The organism is Streptomyces sp. NPDC017993, assembly GCF_044328065.1.
GTDB lineage: Bacteria > Actinomycetota > Actinomycetes > Streptomycetales > Streptomycetaceae > Streptomyces.
This window is the reverse complement of the sequence record NZ_JBIRGO010000009.1, coordinates 120,725-139,306: the sequence shown is the minus strand read 5'-3', so window position 1 is coordinate 139,306 and position 18,582 is coordinate 120,725. Positions and strand designations below refer to the sequence as shown.

At 70.2% G+C, this 18,582-nt stretch carries 17 protein-coding genes; 8 read left to right on the top strand and 9 right to left on the bottom strand.

Annotation, left to right across the window (positions count from 1 at the left end; genetic code table 11):
• Positions 1-335 precede the first annotated feature (335 nt).
• Entirely contained in the window at positions 336-1,613 is a 1,278-nt protein-coding gene (locus tag ACH4FH_RS18435; protein ID WP_398556903.1) for a glycoside hydrolase family 18 protein, read from the top strand.
• A gap of 124 nt (positions 1,614-1,737) precedes the next feature.
• Here the strand turns inward: ACH4FH_RS18435 and ACH4FH_RS18430 are convergent, their stop codons facing one another.
• Positions 1,738-2,388 carry a TetR/AcrR family transcriptional regulator gene (locus ACH4FH_RS18430; protein WP_398556902.1) on the bottom strand — a complete coding sequence of 217 codons (651 nt, stop codon included), beginning with the start codon at positions 2,386-2,388 and terminating at the stop codon, positions 1,738-1,740.
• A 315-nt stretch (positions 2,389-2,703) separates the two neighbouring features.
• On the opposite strand from ACH4FH_RS18430, the gene ACH4FH_RS18425 reads away from it, so the two are divergent.
• From ACH4FH_RS18425 to ACH4FH_RS18400, 6 genes are all read left to right on the top strand, one after another.
• A complete protein-coding gene (locus ACH4FH_RS18425) occupies positions 2,704-3,213 on the top strand; it encodes a DUF6230 family protein (protein ID WP_398557109.1) in 510 nt (169 codons plus the stop codon).
• On the top strand, positions 3,204-4,214 hold the full coding sequence (locus tag ACH4FH_RS18420; RefSeq protein WP_398556901.1) for a DUF6114 domain-containing protein: 1,011 nt from the start codon (positions 3,204-3,206) through the stop codon (positions 4,212-4,214). The genes ACH4FH_RS18425 and ACH4FH_RS18420 overlap by 10 nt, the downstream gene beginning before the upstream one ends.
• Before the next feature lie 43 nt (positions 4,215-4,257).
• On the top strand, positions 4,258-4,809 hold the full coding sequence (locus ACH4FH_RS18415; RefSeq protein WP_398556900.1) for a putative immunity protein: 552 nt from the start codon (positions 4,258-4,260) through the stop codon (positions 4,807-4,809).
• A gap of 124 nt (positions 4,810-4,933) precedes the next feature.
• Positions 4,934-6,250 (top strand): GAF domain-containing protein, encoded by a 1,317-nt coding sequence (locus tag ACH4FH_RS18410; protein ID WP_398556899.1) that lies wholly within the window; start codon positions 4,934-4,936, stop codon positions 6,248-6,250.
• 68 nt (positions 6,251-6,318) lie between these two features.
• Complete coding sequence (locus tag ACH4FH_RS18405) at positions 6,319-7,842, top strand: aldehyde dehydrogenase family protein (protein ID WP_398556898.1); 1,524 nt, start codon at positions 6,319-6,321, stop codon at positions 7,840-7,842.
• 429 nt (positions 7,843-8,271) lie between these two features.
• Positions 8,272-8,922: a hypothetical protein gene (locus tag ACH4FH_RS18400; RefSeq protein ID WP_398556897.1), complete on the top strand. Its 651-nt coding sequence runs from the start codon at positions 8,272-8,274 to the stop codon at positions 8,920-8,922.
• A gap of 37 nt (positions 8,923-8,959) precedes the next feature.
• Here the strand turns inward: ACH4FH_RS18400 and ACH4FH_RS18395 are convergent, their stop codons facing one another.
• The 4 genes from ACH4FH_RS18395 to ACH4FH_RS18380 all read right to left on the bottom strand — a co-directional run bounded on the left by ACH4FH_RS18395 (position 8,960) and on the right by ACH4FH_RS18380 (position 14,444).
• Positions 8,960-11,803 carry a SpoIIE family protein phosphatase gene (locus ACH4FH_RS18395; protein WP_398556896.1) on the bottom strand — a complete coding sequence of 948 codons (2,844 nt, stop codon included), beginning with the start codon at positions 11,801-11,803 and terminating at the stop codon, positions 8,960-8,962.
• Between the two features lie 428 nt (positions 11,804-12,231).
• Positions 12,232-12,525, bottom strand: a complete 294-nt coding sequence (locus ACH4FH_RS18390) for a putative quinol monooxygenase (RefSeq protein ID WP_398556895.1) — start codon at positions 12,523-12,525, stop codon at positions 12,232-12,234.
• Between the two features lie 396 nt (positions 12,526-12,921).
• Positions 12,922-13,599 (bottom strand): class F sortase, encoded by a 678-nt coding sequence (locus ACH4FH_RS18385; protein ID WP_398556894.1) that lies wholly within the window; start codon positions 13,597-13,599, stop codon positions 12,922-12,924.
• A 20-nt stretch (positions 13,600-13,619) separates the two neighbouring features.
• A complete protein-coding gene (locus ACH4FH_RS18380) occupies positions 13,620-14,444 on the bottom strand; it encodes a hypothetical protein (protein ID WP_398556893.1) in 825 nt (274 codons plus the stop codon).
• Between the two features lie 648 nt (positions 14,445-15,092).
• Here ACH4FH_RS18380 and ACH4FH_RS18375 point away from each other — a divergent pair.
• Complete coding sequence (locus ACH4FH_RS18375) at positions 15,093-15,539, top strand: GNAT family N-acetyltransferase (RefSeq protein ID WP_398556892.1); 447 nt, start codon at positions 15,093-15,095, stop codon at positions 15,537-15,539.
• Between the two features lie 157 nt (positions 15,540-15,696).
• Here the strand turns inward: ACH4FH_RS18375 and ACH4FH_RS18370 are convergent, their stop codons facing one another.
• The 4 genes from ACH4FH_RS18370 to ACH4FH_RS18355 form a co-directional block, all read right to left on the bottom strand.
• On the bottom strand, positions 15,697-16,239 hold the full coding sequence (locus ACH4FH_RS18370) for a PE-PPE domain-containing protein (RefSeq protein WP_398556891.1): 543 nt from the start codon (positions 16,237-16,239) through the stop codon (positions 15,697-15,699).
• A gap of 36 nt (positions 16,240-16,275) precedes the next feature.
• On the bottom strand, positions 16,276-16,452 hold the full coding sequence (locus tag ACH4FH_RS18365; protein ID WP_398556890.1) for a hypothetical protein: 177 nt from the start codon (positions 16,450-16,452) through the stop codon (positions 16,276-16,278).
• Between the two features lie 181 nt (positions 16,453-16,633).
• The gene (locus tag ACH4FH_RS18360) at positions 16,634-17,371 is read right to left on the bottom strand and encodes a DUF6585 family protein (RefSeq protein ID WP_398556889.1); all 738 of its coding nucleotides are present in this window, start codon (positions 17,369-17,371) and stop codon (positions 16,634-16,636) included.
• The gene (locus ACH4FH_RS18355; RefSeq protein WP_398556888.1) at positions 17,368-18,435 is read right to left on the bottom strand and encodes a BTAD domain-containing putative transcriptional regulator; all 1,068 of its coding nucleotides are present in this window, start codon (positions 18,433-18,435) and stop codon (positions 17,368-17,370) included. The genes ACH4FH_RS18360 and ACH4FH_RS18355 overlap by 4 nt, the downstream gene beginning before the upstream one ends.
• Positions 18,436-18,582: the final 147 nt, after the last annotated feature.

Here is an 18,582-nt window from a genome sequence, read left to right as displayed (position 1 = left end):
TCCTCCCTGTCGGGCGCTGCGGCGACGCTCGCGCGGGGTGAGGCGGCGACGCCGGGTTTCCGTGGTGCCGAGCCCGATGATCGCCTTCCGGGTCTCGGATGGCGGTGACCTGCAGCTGTGGCGCTAGGAGTATGCCCGATCGGCGGCCCCACGTCACGGGTTGATCTTCAGCCGTCGGCCGTTGGCCACCACGCGCACGTCCGTCACCAAATTGGTCCGAACCATTGACCTCAGTGGTCTAGTCCTTCTACCTTCTGCTCCAACGTTCAACGCGTTCATGCCAATTCGGAACGCAGGTCAGGCTCCACCCCTCGATCCCCCTCCGAGGAGACGACATGCTCAGACCGCACCGGATGCGATCGCCGCGCAGGCTGATCGCCGCCGCCACCACTCTGTGTACGGCGGCGCTGGCCGGCGCCCTGCTCGCCGGATCGGCCACCGCCCTCCCGGCCGGCGCCCCCACCGCCACGCAACCCGCCGCCGCGACCACGACGCAGTCGACCGCCGCGGGCAGCAAGGTCGTCGGATACTTCACCAACTGGGGTGTCTACGACCGCAATTACCACGTCAAGAACATCGAGACGTCGGGGTCCGCCGCCAAGCTGACCCACATCAACTACGCCTTCGGCAACGTCCAGGGCGGCAAGTGCGCGATCGGCGACTCCTACGCCGACTACGACAAGGCGTACACCGCCGACCAGAGTGTCGACGGCAAGGCGGACACCTGGGACGCCGGTGCGCTGCGCGGCAACTTCAACCAGCTGCGCAAGCTCAAGAAGCTGCACCCCGACCTCAAGGTGATCTGGTCGTTCGGCGGCTGGACCTGGTCCGGCGGGTTCACGGAGGCGGCCAAGAACCCCGACGCGTTCGCCCAGTCCTGCCTGGACCTGGTCGAGGACAAGCGCTGGGCGGATGTCTTCGACGGCATCGACATCGACTGGGAGTACCCCAACGCCTGCGGTCTGACCTGCGACACCAGCGGCAGGGACGCCTTCACCAAGGTCATGAAGTCGCTGCGCGCGAAGTTCGGGACGGGCAACCTCGTGACCGCGGCGATCACCGCGGACGCCTCGGCCGGCGGCAAGATCGAGGCCACCGACTACGCGGGCGCCGCGCAGTACGTCGACTGGTACAACCCGATGACGTACGACTACTTCGGTGCGTGGGACGCCAAGGGGCCGACGGCGCCGCATTCCCCGCTGACGTCGTACACCGGCATCCCCAAGGCCGGGTTCAACACCACCGACACCACCAAGAAGCTCACGTCCCTCGGCATTCCGGCCGGAAAGCTGCTCTTGGGCGTCGGCTTCTACGGCCGCGGCTGGTCCGGGGTGACCCAGTCCGAGCCCGGCGGCACCGCCACCGGCGCGGCGCCGGGCAAGTACGAGGCCGGCATCGAGGACTACAAGGACCTCAAGGGGCGCTGCCCGGCCACCGGCAAGGTGGGCGGCACCGCCTACGCCAAGTGCGGTGACCAGTGGTGGAGTTACGACACCCCCGAGACCATCGGCACGAAGATGGCCTTCAAGGACGCGCAGGGCATGGGCGGCACGTTCTTCTGGGAGCTGAGCGGTGACACCTCCAACGGCGAGCTGATCAAGGCGATCCGCTAGCCGCGGCGGTACGTGCGTGGTGAGGGCGGGAGGCTGCGGCCTCCCGCCCTTGCGTCTGCCCACCGGACCGAGGGGCCGCCGCCCCCTTTTGCTTTCGTCTCACAGCTGCGGGGTCGTCTCACAGCTACGGGCGGGGCGGCGCCGGCCAGCTCGGCTCGTACTCCTCGACGAGCCGGAGCGTGTCCCCCAGGCCGCGCACCAGCAGCGCCACCACCGTCTCGCGCGGCACCTTCCGTTCGGTGATCCAGTCGAGGGTGGCGCCCTCGACGCCGGCCAGCCAGCCGACCAGCGCGGTGCGGGCCAGCGGCGGGATGTCCTCCCGCCCCCAGGCGCCCCGCGCGATGGTCGCGAGCAGCTCGGCACGAACGGTGTCCCGGATCGCCAGCACCTCCGCGTCGAAACCCACGCCGCCGCTGACGATGGCGCGGTAGGCCGCCTGGTGATGCTCGGCGTAGCGCAGATAGCCGTCGACGGTGCGCTGGACGCGTTCCACGGGCGGCAGGTCGTGGGTGCCGCCCGCCCGCTCGACCAGCTCGGCCACCGCGTCCTCGATGATGGCGAGGTAGTAGCCGCGCTTGTTGCTGAAGTAGTAGTAGATCAAGCCCTTGGCGACCCCGGCCTGCCGCGCGATGTCGTCCATGGAGAGCGCGTCGTAGGACGTGTCGGCGAACAACTTCCGTCCGGTGGCTATCAGTTCGGCGCGCCGCGCCTGGGAGCGTTCGGTGGCGCGAGCGCCTCGCGGAGCGGTCGTCCCGCGCTGTTGACTATTATTCAAAATTCGCCCTAGTCTCCAACTGCCAAGAGTTTCGCGCAGTATGACAGGCCATCACACCTGCGGGAGTACGTACCGCAGGGTCTCGATGAAGCACTTCCCTCGCGCACCCGCACGTGTCCACGGCTGCGCGTGCCCCACGGATCGCGGCGGCCTTCCGCCATGGCTGTCGGGGCACGCCCTGAGCCGGTCGATCGCTGCCCCGGGGAGGACGCAGTGAGCAGGGATCCCGCAACGCCCGAAGGCGGAACCGCCTGGAAGAAGAGCGCCGTGGTGGCGCTGCCCGCCGTGCTCGCCGTGGGCGCGCTGGCGACGGTGATGGCACAGGGCGCTCTGGCCGCCTCCTTCGCCGTGTCCGGCACCCACTTCCAGGTCTCCTCGCAGAAGCTGACCAGCAGCGGCCTCTCCTCCTACGTCCATACCGACCGTGACGCCGACGGCCGCGGCCACCCCGTCGCCCTGCTCGGCATCGGCAAGGCCACGCTCACCGATATCTGTCAGTCCGCCCAGGTCAGGACACCGGTGGGCACCGTTGTGTTCAAACTGACCGCGGGCGGTAGGGCAGGTGCGGTGACCGCCGACAGCCTGGTCATCGACGGCGAGGACCTGGTGGGCGACGCCCGCTTCGGCACCGCACAGATCGGCCGCGACGCCGCCTCGCTCGACGCCGTACCGGGAGTCAGCGGCCCGAAGGGCGCGTTCGGTCTGCAGGCCGGGGACATCGAGGTCGCCGGCGTCAAGTCGCACGCCTGGTCCGCCACCGGAGGCAACTTCCGCCTCAAGGGGCTCCGGGTGAGCGTGCGCCTGGACGGCTCGAAGTGCTTCTGAGCGCCGGGCGTGCCCGGTGGGGCGCCCGGCTCGAACGGCAGCTGCCGTGGCCGCAACGACGCGCGGTTTTCCGGCATTGGCGGCGGACCCGGCCGTTCTGGGCCGGGCTCCTGCTGGTGCTCGGCGGTGCGGAGCTGCTGCTGGTCCCGCTGTCGCCGCTGACCGTACTGGTGAGTCTGGGCCTCGGCGGGCTCGCCGCCCTCGGCATCGGGTCGGCGCTGATGGTGGCGGGAGTGTTCCTGTGGTGCACCCCGTCCGCCCACCACTACGTCAGCATCAACGCACTGATCCTGTCGGTGATCTCCTTCGCCGCGACCAACCTCGGTGGCTTCCTGGTGGGGATGGGGCTGGGGATCGCAGGCAGCGCCATGGGGTTCGGCTGGACACCGGGACGTACCCCCGACCACGCCACACCCGCACACCGGCCTGCCACCCGCGACGGCACAGGCAGCAAGGCGCTCGCCGTCGCGCTGCCCCTCGCGCTGCTCACCTCCCTCGGAGGCCCGGCCCCGAGGGCAGCGGCGGCCGGGATTCCCGCGCCACCGACACCACCGACCGTGCGCACGACGCTGTTCGCACCGAAGGGCTTCCTGCTGGCCGGCGTCACCACCGTGCCGACGGCCGAAGGGCCGCTCACCGCGATGGTGCTGAGGATGAAGGCCGCCTCGCTCACCGACTACCGCCTCACCACGAGGGACGGCGGACCCCAACTGCACCTGAGTGCCGACGCGTTGAACCTGAGCGGTGAGGTGACGCTCTACCTCACCAAGTTCAGCGGCTGCCTGGAGGGGGTGATCTGCCTGACCTTCACCCCGGACACCCTTCCGGTGCCACCGGTCGTGCCCCCCTTCGTCTTCATGACGGACGTGCAGGCGGAACAGGCGCTCGTGACCTCGGACCTGATCACCGCGGACGGGCTGCGGCTGCAGGCCGGGGGCCGGCTGCGCCGTCCTGACGGCCACCGGCGCGGTGCAGCGCGCGCCGGAGCCGAACGGGGGTGAGAGCGGCTCCGCGGCGATCGGCGACCTGCGGCAAGATGGAGCCGTGCCCACCGAGTCGGAAAAAATTGAGCTGAGCGAACACGAACTTCGTGAGATCACGGGCTACGCGGCTGACTGTGCCCGCAGGGCGCTGTCGATCTACGAACACCACCTTCCTGCTGACACGCGCCCTCGCGACGCCCTCGATGCGGCAGACACTTTCGCCGGGGGCGGGCGGCGCACGGGCGCGCTGCGGCAGATCGCCTGGGCGGCATTCCGAGCGGCACGAGAAGCCGCTTCCCCCGCAGCGGGCGACGCGGCACGAGCGGCGAGCCACGCGGCTGCCGCTGCGTACCTTCATCCCCTGGCAGACGCACATCAGGTGAAGCACATTCTCGGTGCGGCAGCGCATGCCGCACGAGCGGAAGAGCTGTCACGAGCGGAGGAGTGGGCATCCGGGGAAGGCCAGGATGTTTCTGCGGGAACCCTTGAATGGGCGCGTCATCACGCGCCGGCAGCGGTCACCGCGGTGCTCGGCCGCATGCCCGCCGCACCTCCCGGAGGCGGGCGCGTGGGCGAGTTCCTTCGCGATCTCGACACCGCCCTGCGCGCCTGAGGCCACAACCGTCCCACCGCTCCCAGGGGCATCGACCGGTTGAGACCGGCGGGGTTTACGGGCCCGCCCCCTGCGAGCACCATCGGGCGGTACGGGGCAGTCAGCAGCATCGGAGAGGTGACACGTGGTCAACCCTTGGCTGGCGATGGAGGCGGGCGCCGACCCCGCCGAGCGCACGCGGACGGTACGGCGTGCACATGAGGCGTTCCTGGCCGGCGAGGCGGTCGCACCACCGATCCGACCGGTGGTCGCCGAGTCCTGGCGCCGGTCAGCCGACGCCCGGGCCACCTCGGACGGCGCCGCCCCCATCGAGCTGGACGGAACCACGCTGCGCGGCTACCGCGACGCGCACCCGCTCGCCCGCGCGATGCCCGTCTTCCGCGAACTGCTCGGAGCCATCGCCGAGGACGGCGCGCATCTGCTGGCCGTCTGCGACCCGCTGGGCCGCCTGCTGTGGGTCGAGGGACACCGGGGGGTTCTGCGCAAGGCGGAGCGGATGAACTTCGTCGTCGGCGCCCGCTGGGACGAGCGACACGCCGGCACCAACGCGCCGGGCACCGCGCTCGCCGCCGATCACGCCGTACAGATCTTCGCGGCGGAGCACTACAACCGGCAGGTCCAGCGCTGGACCTGCGCCGCAGCGCCCCTGCACGACCTGCGGACCGGGCGCCTGCTGGGTGCCGTGGACATCACCGGCGGCAACCATCTGGCGAGCCCGCACAGCCTGGCCCTGGTGCAGGCCACCGCGCGCGCCGCGGAGGCCCACCTCGCCGCCTCGGCACGTGAGCCGGGCGTCTTCCTGACGGCGCTGGGGCGGGACGAGGCACTGCTGGTCGTCGACGGAGAACAGCTGCGGCTCGGCCGCCGGCACAGCGAGATCATGGTGCTGCTGTCCCAGCACCCCGAGGGACTGACGGGAGATCAGCTCTCGGTCTGTCTGTACGGCGAGCGCGAGATGCGGCCGGTGACGCTGCGGGCCGAGATGTCCCGGCTCCGGCACCTGGTGGGCCCGCTGATCGACTCCCGCCCCTACCGCCTCAGCCGACCCGTCGAGACCGATCTCGCCGCGGCCGAGCGGGAAGTGGCCGACGGGCGGCTCGACGCCGCCCTGGACACCTATCGCGGCCCGTTGCTGCCGCTGTCCGAGGCACCTGGCGTGCGGCGGCTGCGAGACGGACTGGCCGACCGGATGCGGCGCGCGCTGCTCGGCGCCCGCGACCCCGGCCAGCTGCGCCAGTGGTCCCATACTCCCTGGGGCGAGGATGACTTGGAGGTCTGGGAGGCCCTCGTCGACGCTCTCCCGGAGCGCTCGCCGGCCCGCTCCGCCCCGAGCGCCACTGCCGGCAGGCTGCGCGCCGCGTACGGCCTGACCGACGGCCGGGCCACCCCGCGGACGCCGCGCGCCCGGCGCGCAACGTTCCCGCAACCTCCCCCGCCCTAGCGTGCCGCGCAACGCCCGCCGCACGGGAGCGGCGGACACCGCGTCGATTGCGATTGGGAGGCCGCCCCATGGCCCGCTACGCCAGCCCGGGTTCCGCCGATGCCGTGATGAGTTACCAGGCCCGCTACGACCACTGGATCGGCGGCGAGTACGTGGCGCCCGCACTGGGCCGGTACTTCGAGAACCCGACCCCGGTAAACGGCCGGCCGTTCACCGAGATCGCGCGCGGCACGGCGGAGGACGTCGAACGCGCGCTGGACGCGGCGCACGCGGCCGCACCCGGCTGGGCCCGCACCGCGGCGGCCGAGCGGGCGGCCGTCCTCAACAAGATCGCGGACCGCATGGAGCAGAATCTCGAAGCGCTGGCGGTCGCGGAGAGCTGGGAGAACGGCAAGCCCGTACGGGAGACCCTGGCGGCCGATCTCCCGCTCGCCATCGACCACTTCCGGTACTTCGCGGGTGCCGTGCGCGCCCAGGAGGGCACTCTCTCGGAGATCGACGAGGACACCGTCGCGTACCACTTCCACGAACCGCTGGGCGTCGTCGCACAGATCATCCCCTGGAACTTCCCCATCCTCATGGCGACGTGGAAGCTCGCCCCGGCGCTGGCCGCAGGCAACGCGGTGGTCCTCAAACCGGCCGAACAGACCCCGGCGTCGGTGCATTTCCTGATGAGCCTGATCGCGGACCTGCTGCCGCCCGGCGTGGTCAACATCGTCAACGGCTTCGGCGCCGAGGCGGGCAAGCCCCTGGCCTCCAGCCCGCGCGTCGCCAAGGTCGCCTTCACCGGAGAGACCACCACCGGCCGCCTGATCATGCAGTACGCCTCCGAGCACCTGCGGCCGGTCACGCTCGAACTCGGCGGCAAGAGCCCCAACATCTTCTTCGACGACGTCTCGTCGTCGGTGGACGACTTCCACGACAAGGCGCTGGAAGGCTTCACGATGTTCGCCCTCAACCAGGGCGAGGTCTGCACCTGCCCGTCGCGTGCCCTGATCCAGCGCGGGCACTACCGGGACTTCCTGGCGGCGGGAGTCGCCCGTACCGAGAAGATCGTCCAAGGCCATCCGCTGGACACCGACACCATGATCGGCGCCCAGGCCTCCAACGACCAGCTGGAGAAGATCCTCTCCTACCTCGACATCGGCCAGAAGGAGGGCGCCCGCATCCTCACCGGCGGCTCCCGGGCCGAGCTGGGCGGCGAACTGGAGGGCGGCTACTACGTCCGGCCCACGATCTTCGAAGGCAGCAACGACATGCGGGTCTTCCAGGAGGAGATCTTCGGCCCCGTGGTGGCCGTCGCACCGTTCACCGACTTCGACGACGCGATCAGCATCGCCAACGACACGCTGTACGGACTGGGCGCCGGCGTGTGGACCAGGGACGGCTCCACCGCCTACCGCGCCGGCCGCGCCATCCAGGCGGGCCGCGTCTGGACCAACTGCTACCACGCCTATCCGGCCCACGCCGCGTTCGGCGGCTACAAGCAGTCCGGTATCGGCCGGGAGAACCACAAGATGATGCTGGATCACTACCAGCAGACGAAGAACCTGTTGGTGAGCTACTCGGCCAAGAAGCTGGGATTCTTCTAGACACACGGAAAAGAGGCGTCTGAACTGGTCATTGGCCTGTCAGGCGCCTCTCATTCGAACCGCATACAGCGGATCCCTGGATTGTGCACTACATCCCAGTTCCCCCCCCGGAAATCCCGCGGGGCCGTCGAAACGGGGCCTGGCCGGCGTGCCGCACGACCATGCCACCGGCCGGTCCTGCGACGGACTGACCACAATGATCTACCGCGCCTCGGACGCCGCTGTCCGGCCTTCGATCTTCGTTCTCACCGCCGGCAAGCCTGGCGCCGCGCCGGAAGCGCGGTACCGCGAGCCTCCACCCACCCGAGATCCGTCTCGCGACGAAGGCATACGATCTGATCTGCCTCGCGTAGCGGCCCATCAGAACCTGATGGCAAGTCATTTGAGTACGGTAAATCGGTAGTTGGAGCGTTTTCGGGTGAGGGTTTCATGGAGCCGATGAACCAGCAAAAGGCACCTGATATCGAGCAGGTCCTGAAGCGCAACACCAAGGCGCTGAAGCAGCATGTCGCCGGACGCCTCGCCCTCGGCATCTCGCTGATGGCGCTGCCGGTGGTGGCGTACCAGCTAGGTGCGCCGAACACCGTCTTCCTGGTGCTGCCCGTCCCGTTCGGCATGTGGGTGCTCATCTTTCTGGCACTCAGGGTCGGCCATGGGCGGCGCTTGAACGTGTGCAGAAAGATTCTGCACACCTATCCGCTCGAATACCGAACGCGCGTGGACAGGAAGGATGGAGACAGGAACGGGGACGAGTGGAAATACCTAGGCACTATTCACACGATCAAACTCTCCAGCCGCGGCCGGCACGGCGCGCCCCGTATGCGGGCCGTCAACGCCACGACGGTGCGGCGCTGGCCCAAGGGCGCCGAGGACGGCGGCGCCTGGTTCGCCGGTGATCCGCTCTTCGGCGGCGTCATGGTCGTCCCCGGCAGCAACGCCATGATGTTCATGCAGCCCGCGAACTGGGAGAAGTTTGCCCAGGAGCGTAGGCAAGCCGATGCCGCCCGGATCGCACGGGCGCGGGAGGCGGGCATCACCGAGCTGGTCGAGCGCGACCCGAACCTCACTGGCTGGGTGTAACGCAAGCCGCGCTTGCCACAGCACCCAGGCCGCCTGGTCACCACTCTTCGTCGGTCCACTGGTCCAGCAGTTCGTCCGCGGTGGCGTCGGGTTCGGTCGCGGTGTCGTGCAGGGACTGTTCGGTCCAGATGACCTTGCCCTGCGGTGTGTACCGGGTGCCCCAACGCCGGGCGTACTGGGCCACCAGGAACAGGCCGCGTCCGCCTTCGTCGGTGGTGGCCGCACGGCGCAGATGGGGGGAGGTGCTGCTGGCGTCCGAGACCTCGCAGATCAGGTTGTCGGTGTCGCGCAGCAGCCGCAGCCGGATGGGCGAGGTGCCGTAACGGATGGCGTTGGTGACCAGTTCGCTGACGATCAGCTCGGTGCCGAACGCGCTCTCCTCCAAGCCCCAGGTCGCAAGCTGCCGGGTGGCTTCGGCCCGGACGCGGGAGACGGCGGCGGGGTCGACCGGCACGTCCCAGTCGGCGACGTGGTCCGGGTCGAGCAGGCGGGTACGGGCCACCAGTAGCGCGATGTCGTCGCCAGGGCGCTCGGGCAGCAGCGCCTCGATGACGGCGTCGCAGGTCTCCTCGGGGGCCCTGCCGGGGTGGTCCGCCAGGACTCCGCGCAGGAGAGCGAGGCCGGTGTCGAGGTCGCGGTCGCGGTTGCCGATGAGTCCGTTGGTGAACAGGACCAGGCGGCTGTCGGCGGGCAGTTGCAGGGTTGCGGTCTCTATGGGGAGGCCGGCGCCCAGGCCCAGTGGCGGTGAGACCGGGACGTCGGGGAAGGTGACGGCGCCATCGGGGTGGACCAGGGCCGGGCCGAGGTGTCCGGCGCGGGCGATGGTGCACACCCCGCCGGCCGGGTCGTAGATCGCATAGAGGCAGGTGGCGCCGGTGATGCCCATCCCGTCGGCGTCCGTGGCCTCCCCCGCGTCGATGGTGGCCACCAGTTCATCGACACGGGTCAGGAGTTCGTCGGGGGGCAGGTCCAGGGCGGAGAAGTTGTGTACCGCGGTGCGTAGCCGTCCCATGGTGGCCGCCGCGTGCAGACCATGGCCGACCACATCGCCCACGACCAGGGCGACACGCGCGCCCGGCAGCGGGATGACGTCGAACCAGTCCCCGCCCACCCCGGCCTGCGCGGGCAGGTAGCGCTGAGCCACGTCAAGGGCGGACTGCTCGGGCAAGGCGTGGGGCAGCAGGCTGCGCTGCAGGGTGACGGCCAGGGTGTGCTCGCGGGTGTAGCGGCGGGCGTTGTCGATGCACACCGCTGCCCGGGCGGCCAGCTCCTCGGCGAAGGACTTGTCGTCCTCCTCGAACGGTGGGGAAGCACCTCTCCGCCAGAAGTTCGCCACCCCCAGCACGACCCCCCGGGCCCACAACGGAACAGCGACCCACGAATGGAAGCCGTGGTCCAGGATCTTCTGCGCGCGTTCCGGGGCCTGTGCGCGCCAGCCGTCGGAGGCGCCCAGGTCCGGCTCCAGGGCGGCATGTCCGTGAGTGAAGCCGGCGGCCGCGGGGGTGGGGACAAAGGGGATCAGTTCGCCCACGGGGTGGAGGAGTTGGTCCCCCTCCAGGCCGACCATGGCCGTGCGGCGCATCGCGGTACTCGCACCGTCCGGCTCCTCGCCGCGCAGGACCGGCTCCAGCAGCTCCACGGTGACGACGTCGGCGAACCGGGGTACCGCCATCTGTGCCAGCTCCTCGGCGGTGCGCACCACATCCAGTGTGGTGCCGACCCGCACCCCGGCGTCGTAGAGCAGTTGCAGCCGCTCGCGGGCCATTTCGGCCCGCCCCGCCAGCGCCCGCAGCTCGGTGGTGTCCCGCAGGGTCGCCACACTGCCGGGCGGGCCCCCGGGCCGGTCGACGGATCGTACGTTGACGGCCAGCAGCCGGTCCCCGGCCAGGTACACCTCGTCGGTGACCGTTCGCCCACCGGCCAGCAGCTCGCCGATGCCGGGGGCCAGGTCGAGGTCGGTGACCGGCTGCTGCTCCGCGTCCTCGGGCAGGTCCAGCAGCCGCCGCGCCTCATCGTTGGCCAGCAGCAGCCGCCCGTCGCCCCCGATGATGAGCACCCCTTCGCGGACGGCGTGCAGCACCGCGTCGTGGTGCTCGTACATCCGGGTCATCTCGGCCGGGCCGAGGCCCCCGGTCTGGCGCCGCAGCCGCCGGCTCACCAGTGCCGATCCACCCCCGGCCAGCACGAGGGCGCCGCCGGCGGCACCGAAGAGCATCGGCAGCTGCTCTTCCACCGTTTCGTTCACGTTCGTGACCGCGACCTCCGGGTACACGATCCCGGCGACCGAGCCGTCGGGCCGGAAGACGGGCACCGCCGCGTACACGGCCAGGCCCACAGGGTCCTTGACGATTTCCGTGAAGGACTTGCCGCGCGCCGCCTCCTTGTAAGGACCGATGACGTGCTTCCCGATCAGGCCCGGGTCGCGGTGGGTGAGACGGATTCCGGCCGGTGTCGACACCACGATGTTGTCGATGCCGGACCGCTTCCGGGCCGCTTCGGTGCGCGGCTGCAGCGCCGCGGTCGGGTCGGGGCCGTCGAGTGCTTCCACCACGCCCGGGGCGTTCGCGAACGCCTCACCGGCGATCAGCATCTCGTCGCGGGCCGATTCCGTGCCCTGGTGCCGAGCCTGCAGCACCAGCGCCACCACCGTCACGACGACGAGCAGCACGACCACCGCCAGCTGCAGGAGGAACACCTGACCGGCGACGCTCCGCCGGCTCAGCAGGGAGCGCACCCGCTGCCCCGGCGAGTGCTGCGGGGCGTCGGGGCCGTCCTCGGGCCGAGTCGGTTGCCCGGGGCCCGGGCGCGGATCCTCCCGCCGGTTCCGCAGACGGAACAGGCGGGAGGCACGGGCGGCCGAGGATCGGCGGAGAGGTCTCATCCTCGCCATTTTCCCACTTGGCGGTGACGGGAGCCGAACCGCTACGACGTGGCGCGGCAGCGCCGGTCCCGCGGTGGCGGAGGCGGTCGACCATCGCCAGGTGAACACGCCGCGCTCCACCCGCCGTTCGCGAGGTCTCGGACAACCGCCCGGTCACCCTCGCTGTCCATGGCCCCGCGGCCCTTGCGCCTCCGACTCTCCCGGCGACGGTGACCGAGGCGGCTACGCCTGGGTCAAGCTCCCTTTGGACCCCCAGCAGCCCATTCGTCCGTAATGCCAGAAGGTCTTCGAAGCGGAAGCGGAAGTGGGGGTCGGCGAGCCGGATTGCCCTGCCTTGAGGCATGCCCGCGAAGGCGCCCGGCACGCGCCGCCCGAGGAGACGCCCGACCGGCTGATACCGGCCCGATCCGGTGGTCACGCGGATCCGGTCAGTCGAAGGGCGGCCCTGACCGGGAGACCTCGTGCTTGAGCACCTGCTGGTCCTTGATCTCGGCGGAGACCGAGGGGCGCGGCGCGATCGCGCGCCAGGCGTCCAACGTCTCTTGGGACTCCCAGTACTCGAAGATATTGATACGTCCCGCCTCGAAGGAATCGGGAGAGATCGACAGATCGAGACACCCGGGCTGCCGACGGCACTGCTCCACGAGGTCGCGAAATCCCTCGACGTACCGATCCCGCTCCCCGGGCTCGACGTACACCTTCCCAGCGACGATCACCGTCACGGTGCTCTCCTCTCCCTCGGGCCTCCGCAGCCACTGCCGAGGCCGGCTGAACGGTCTTCCTCTTACGACTCCTCACGAAGCGGGAACTCATCGGCCCGGGCCCCGCCGACCGGCCGCGTCCCGGAAACCGGCGACCGCCAAGTCACCCAACGAGGGAGAATGACCCACTGGCCTTCCGACAGCGTTTCATCGGCACGTTCAGCGAGGACGCCGACACCATCACCGGCGCCTGGGAGACCGGCCGCGACGGCGGCACGTGGGAGCACGACTCCCCCCCTCACCTACCGCAGGATGGGCTGAGACGGGCATGGTGGTCCGCGACTCCGGGAGGGGCGGCGAGCGGCCCGGTCGCCGCAGGGGCCACCGGGCCGCCGCTCCCGTTCTCACGTATTCGGCTTACGCACTGCCCGTGAGACTGGCGAACACCACCACGTTGTCCGGGTAGTAGTGCTTGCCCTCGTCGTACTCGCCGCCGCAGGTGATCAGGCGGAGACCGGCGTGGTCGAGGTTCTTGTACACCTCGACCGTGGGGAATTTGTTCTTCGGATACTGGGCGACGCGGTCGACGGTGAACTTCGCGGTCTTCCCGTCCTGCCGGGCCACCTCGATGGTGTCACCTGTCTTCATCGTCGACAGCTTCTCGAACACCGAAGGCGCGCCGTTCCAGGAGACATGGCCTGCGATCACGGCCGGCCCCTGCGAGCCGGGCGTCGGCCCCGGCCGGTACCAGCCCGCCTTGTCCGGATCCCGCGGTGTCTCCATGACGCCGTTCTTGCCCTGTCCCAGCGTCTCCAGCGTGGAGGAGACCTGAAGCGAAGGGATGGAGAGCCGTTCCGGGACCGACTTCGGCAGGTCTGCCGCAGCTCCGGCCCCGGAGTCTCCGTCCGGCGCCCCGTCCTGGGCTCCGTCCTGGGCCCCGTCACCGCCCTGCGCCGGCGACTGCCCTGCTGGGAGCGACTGAGGCGGTGCCGTTTCCTGCCCTCCGCACCCGGCGACGAGCACGGTGGCCAGTGCCGCGGCGACCGCGCAGCCGAGGGCGCGGCGGCCCCGGCGACTGCGACGTACGGTGATCACGCTGTCTGCACTCCGGCGGCTCACGCGGCGGCCCCGTTTCCCCTGCTCCGCCCGGCGGCGAGCACGCCCCTCCGCCGCCGCGCGACGGCCAGTGCGCCGGTCACCGCCACGAAGCCGGCGCCGCCCGCGCCCAGTGCCGCGACAGGGACCCCTTCCTCCTCGGAGGGCCCGGTTCCGGTCTCCACCCCGCCGACCGGTATGGATCCCACCGCGGCACCTTGGACCTCGCCGCAGTTGGTCGGAGCGGTGGCCTCCTGGGGCAGCTTGGGATCGAGTTCGCTCTTGCCCGCGCCGTCGAAGTCGTACTTCTTGTTGCTGTTGCGGTCGATGCCGTGCTGCACGATGTGCAGGTCCTTGATGTGGTCGACCACCGCCTGGGAGACGGTGAGCGTGCGCTGGTAGGAAAGCTTGCCCTCCGCGTCCGCCACGGGCATCCGGTCGACGGCGAGGCCGCTCGCCATGTCCGTGGGCCCCTTGGTGGTGAGGGAGATATTGATGTCGCCGTAGTCGACCGTGGCTTCGGTGTTGTTGAGGACGCCGTCGCCGTTCGTGTCGTCGCTCGCGTCCGGGCAGTGGAAGTCATGGCCATCGGTGGAGCCGTGAAGGTGCTGCGCGGAGGGCTGTCCGGGTACGAGCCCCTCGGACTCGATCTTCACGGTCAGCCGGTTGCCCTGGAGACTGAGCATCGCCGTGCCCTTGGAACCGGAGTCGTTCAGCTGGTCCAGGTTGATCTGGAAGGCTCCGGTGCCCTCGGCGACGGCCAGGGACGAGACGCCCACGGTGAGGGCGAGGGCGGCGGGCAGAGCGACGAGTACGGCGAGGCGGCTGGTGCGCTTGGCTATCACGTTCGTTCCTTTTCCGGCGGCCTCCGCGGGGGGAGAGGGGACCGCACGTCGTCCGGCTTCGAGAGCAGCACCTCGGCGAGGTACCGACGGTGATTCGGAGCCGCAACGCCCGCGGATGGGTGGTGCGTTGAAAAAATTCTGCGGCCGTCCATACCGAGCACTCCCGCAGCGCCCTCTGCCCGGCCGGCCGTGCCCGATACACCGGCGCACCGGGCTGATGGCCCAACCGGCCCAGGGCGGGCGCCGCACGGTGACGCCACTGTCGTCGGCTCGTTGGCACGACATGACAAACATGCGACGTGCACTCGCCGGTCTCGCGCTCACGACTGTGCTCCTTGGCCTTGCGTCAGCCCAGGCTGTGGCCGCTCCCACGGACGAGGCCCCACTCACGCCCCACCTCCAGACGCCGCTGAACGGCCTCCTCACGGGCCGTGGAACCCCGGTTAACTGGAGCGTCCTCGACGTCGGTCTCTGACGCGAGGGACGCACCTCGGTCGAGCCGCGCGCGGCACCGGCCAAGTCGCCGAGCGGAACGCCCCTACCGCACCCGCGTCGCCCCCAGCTTCGGTTGGGGGCGACGCCGCGTTCGCTTGGTTTTCCCAAGAAATCACTTGGGAAAACCAAGTAGCGTCGCTACCATGCCTCAACATGATCACAACCAGAGAAGACGGTTACGAGCTCTCGACAGACCCCGAGCGTCTCGACATCGCGCTGGTACACCACTGGCTGTCGACCGACGCGTTCTGGGCGCTGGGTCGCAGCCGGGAAACCGTCGAGCAGTCGGTACGCGCCTCCCTCAACTTCGCCGTGCACAACGCCGGCGGGTCCCAGGTCGCTTACGCGCGTGTCGTCACCGACTGGGCAACCTTCGCCTGGCTGTGTGATGTCTACGTCGCTCCTGCACACCGCGGCAAGGGGCTCGGTACGTGGCTGGCCGGCGCTGTGCGCGATCACCTGGCCCCCTACAAGATCAAGCGCGTCCTGCTCTCCACTCTCGACGCTCACGGCATCTACGCGAAGGTCGGCTTCGCCCCCCATCCCAAGCCGGAACACCTGATGATTCTGAACCCGGAGCAACGCGTCGAACGGGCATGAGAGGGCCGATCCCTCCGGCCGGCGGCTGCACCGCCTCATCTCGCACTTCTCACTGTTGTCGACGTGCGGACGTTCCCGCACGCGAGTGGTCCGACCGGTTTGTGCCGGTCGGACCACGGCACCGCATCACCGCGCTACGAAACCGCTCGGCAGGCCGTCAGGCGTCGTACCAGACGACGCCGTCACCGCCGTCGTTGCCGATGGTCTGCGCCATGACGTTGCCCTCCTGCCAGTACTTCGGGTGCTGCTTCAGGAACCCTCCGACGGACTGGAGTGAGGTGGCATCGCACACCCCGTCGGTGCGGATGCAGAATCGCTGCACCGGAACGCCATCGAACTTCGCCGGGCCGGCGCCGGGAGAGGTGAATCCGAGCGCGCTCCAACCCTTGGGAATCCGGGCCCAGATGCCGGTGTCGGGCTGGAACGGGTCGGAATACAGCATGCCGTTCACCTGCGAACGGGGAATGTCGGTATCGCCCTTGGCGATCGTCTGGAGCACCAGGTCGGCCACGTGCGCGCCTTGGGAGTAGCCGACGATCGTGAAGCGGGCGCCCGGGTCGCGGCGGTAGGTGTCCTCGGCCGCGGCCAGCAGATTGCGGTACCCCTCGCGCACGCTGGCGTCAAAGCTCGGTGCGTTGACGTCCGGAGCGTTCTGGCCGTTGAGCCAGGGGCCGGCGCTCGCCGGGTAGCAGACCGGCACCGGGATGCCACCGTTGAGGTGTTTGTTGGCGAAGGTTTACGTGGAGGTGCAGTCGGGCGCGGGCGCCGCCGAGCCCGTGCCGCCGACCTCCAGGTAGTAGTGGTGCACCGGTTCGGCGTGGGCAACGGCGGGTGCGGCGGTGGTGACGGCCACCATGGCTGCCGTCGCGCCGGCAGCGCCGATCGCCTTCTTCCATCTGCGGGACAGGGACATCGCTCTGCTTCTCCTCAAGGTGAAAAGTCGTACGGAACTGCTGTGTTCGGCGCTGACGCTAGCCACGGGCGCTGGATTTGCGATGAAACGCATGCGTGCTGGGTCCACACGGAGGCGCCGATGTGATGGCCTGCGGATCTCCGGAGGTCAGCGGCGGATGGGGCGCGGGGCCGGCTCATCGTCATCCGTGCACGCCGCCGGTTCGGAAGTGCTCGACGAGGGTGTGGAAGACGAAGAGATTGGGGATCGTGGCCGCGGTGGGGGCCAGGGTGTGCCAATTGCCGTCGATGTTGAGCCTGATGGTCCCGTATGTGGTCTCCATCTGCCGCACCTGCGGCCACCGGGCGGACACCTCTCCGGACCCGACCTCCTCCCTGGTCAGCCAGACGTCTCCAAAAGTGAGTCGTTCGCCCGCGTCGAGGGCGGCCAACGCTCGGGGTAATTGAGCCCGAGTGACGGCACGTTGGACCTCGGGCACCCACTCCCCCGCGTCGCTGTCCCCCAGCTCCCCGTACAGCTCGACCTGCTTCCCTTCGATGTCGGTGAGCGTGTAGAGGCGAGTGGGGCCGGCGCCGGCCGAGTCGTGCGGGAGCCGGGCGCCCTTGTGGAAGACGGAGGTGGTGTCGTACCGGATGAGGTGGATCCGCCGCCTGACGGCGACCGTCATCCCGTGCTCGTACAAGTCCAGTCGCGCTTCCGCCCGCGCCTTCGTCGCGGAAGGTCGGCCGTACCGGGCGAAGGCCAACAGGCACCGAATCACCCGGGCCGGACCGGCAGGGGGACGGGTCGGGTGCGCGGCTCCCGCGTAAGTGGCGCGTCGCTTGCCGAGGTGCGCACGGCCGGCGGCTGCGGAGATCCTCGCCAGGAGCAGCTCCTCACCGCGCGAATGCGGCGTCGGTCCGGTCGCCGGTCCGGTCATCGCGTGGTTCGGGTGAGGCCGAGTTCCGCTTCGTGCCCCCGCAGGATCATCTGGTGCGTCCGCCTCAGCAGGGGGCCCGGCGGCACCCCCAGGTCGTCGGCCAGACGACGGCGGGTGCGGTCGAACACGCTCAACGCGTCGGCCTGCCGGCCGCTGCGGCACAGCGCACGCATCAGCATCGCGGCGACAGGTTCGTTGAGGGGCTGCGCCATGGCCAGGGCCCACAGCTCGGCGATCGCCTCCGAGTACCGGCCCAGCCTCAGCTGCAAGTCCACTTTCCGCTGTACGAGGGCGATCCGGCGCTCGGTGAGCCGCAGCCGCTCCAACTCGGCGAGTGGCCCGGGCAGACCGGCCAGGAGTTCCCCGCGGAACAGGTCCAGCGCCTGGGAGCAGATGCGGACCGCCTCGGCCAGTTCGCCCGCTCGCTCGGCCGCCGCGGTGGCGGTGACCAGCCCCTCCATGTGCGTCACGTCCACTTCGACGGCGCCGCGTGCCAGCCGGTAGCCGCAGCGATCGCGTTCGATCACCGAGTCCGGACTGTCCTCGACGCGCAGGATCTTCCGCAGCCGGTAGATGTACACCGGCACCACCTTCGTGATCGGCGGCTCCATCCCCCACACTCCGTCGAGCAGTTCCTGCTGGCTGACCGTCCGGTCCGGGCACAGGGCCAGCGCCGCCAGCACGGCTTGCTGGCGCAGATGCCCGAGGTCCACGGGCTGTCGGTCGCGCCATGCCCGCAGCGGTCCGAGCACGGAGATCCGTATCTGCGGTGCGCGCGCCGGGCGGGCGACGGCCCGGGGCCGCGTGTTCGTGGCCTCGCGGGGGCCGTGGCCGGGAATGACCAGGCCGCAGTCGAAGGCGTGGACGATGGCGGCGGCTCGGTCGCGCAGCCCGAGTGCGGCGAGGATCCGGGCGAGGTGTCCGGCCACGGCGTCCTTGGGGAGTGCGAGGGCGGAGGCGATCTCGGCGTCTCTCAGGCCACAGCCGACCGCGTAGAGCACCTCGCGCTCCTGTGGTGTGAGCGTGGTGACGGTCGGTGGGACGGCGGTTGCGGTCGTCGGCATCGCGAGCCTCCCCTGGCTCCGGGTGTCGGTCTGGTGGATGCCGTCGACGCTGGTCCCGGCGCCGGAGAACGGACAGGCCAACAGACCGGCCGTATCCGGCCGGTGGCCGCGCTAGAGTCCCTCACCTGGGGAAATCGCCGTGCCGGG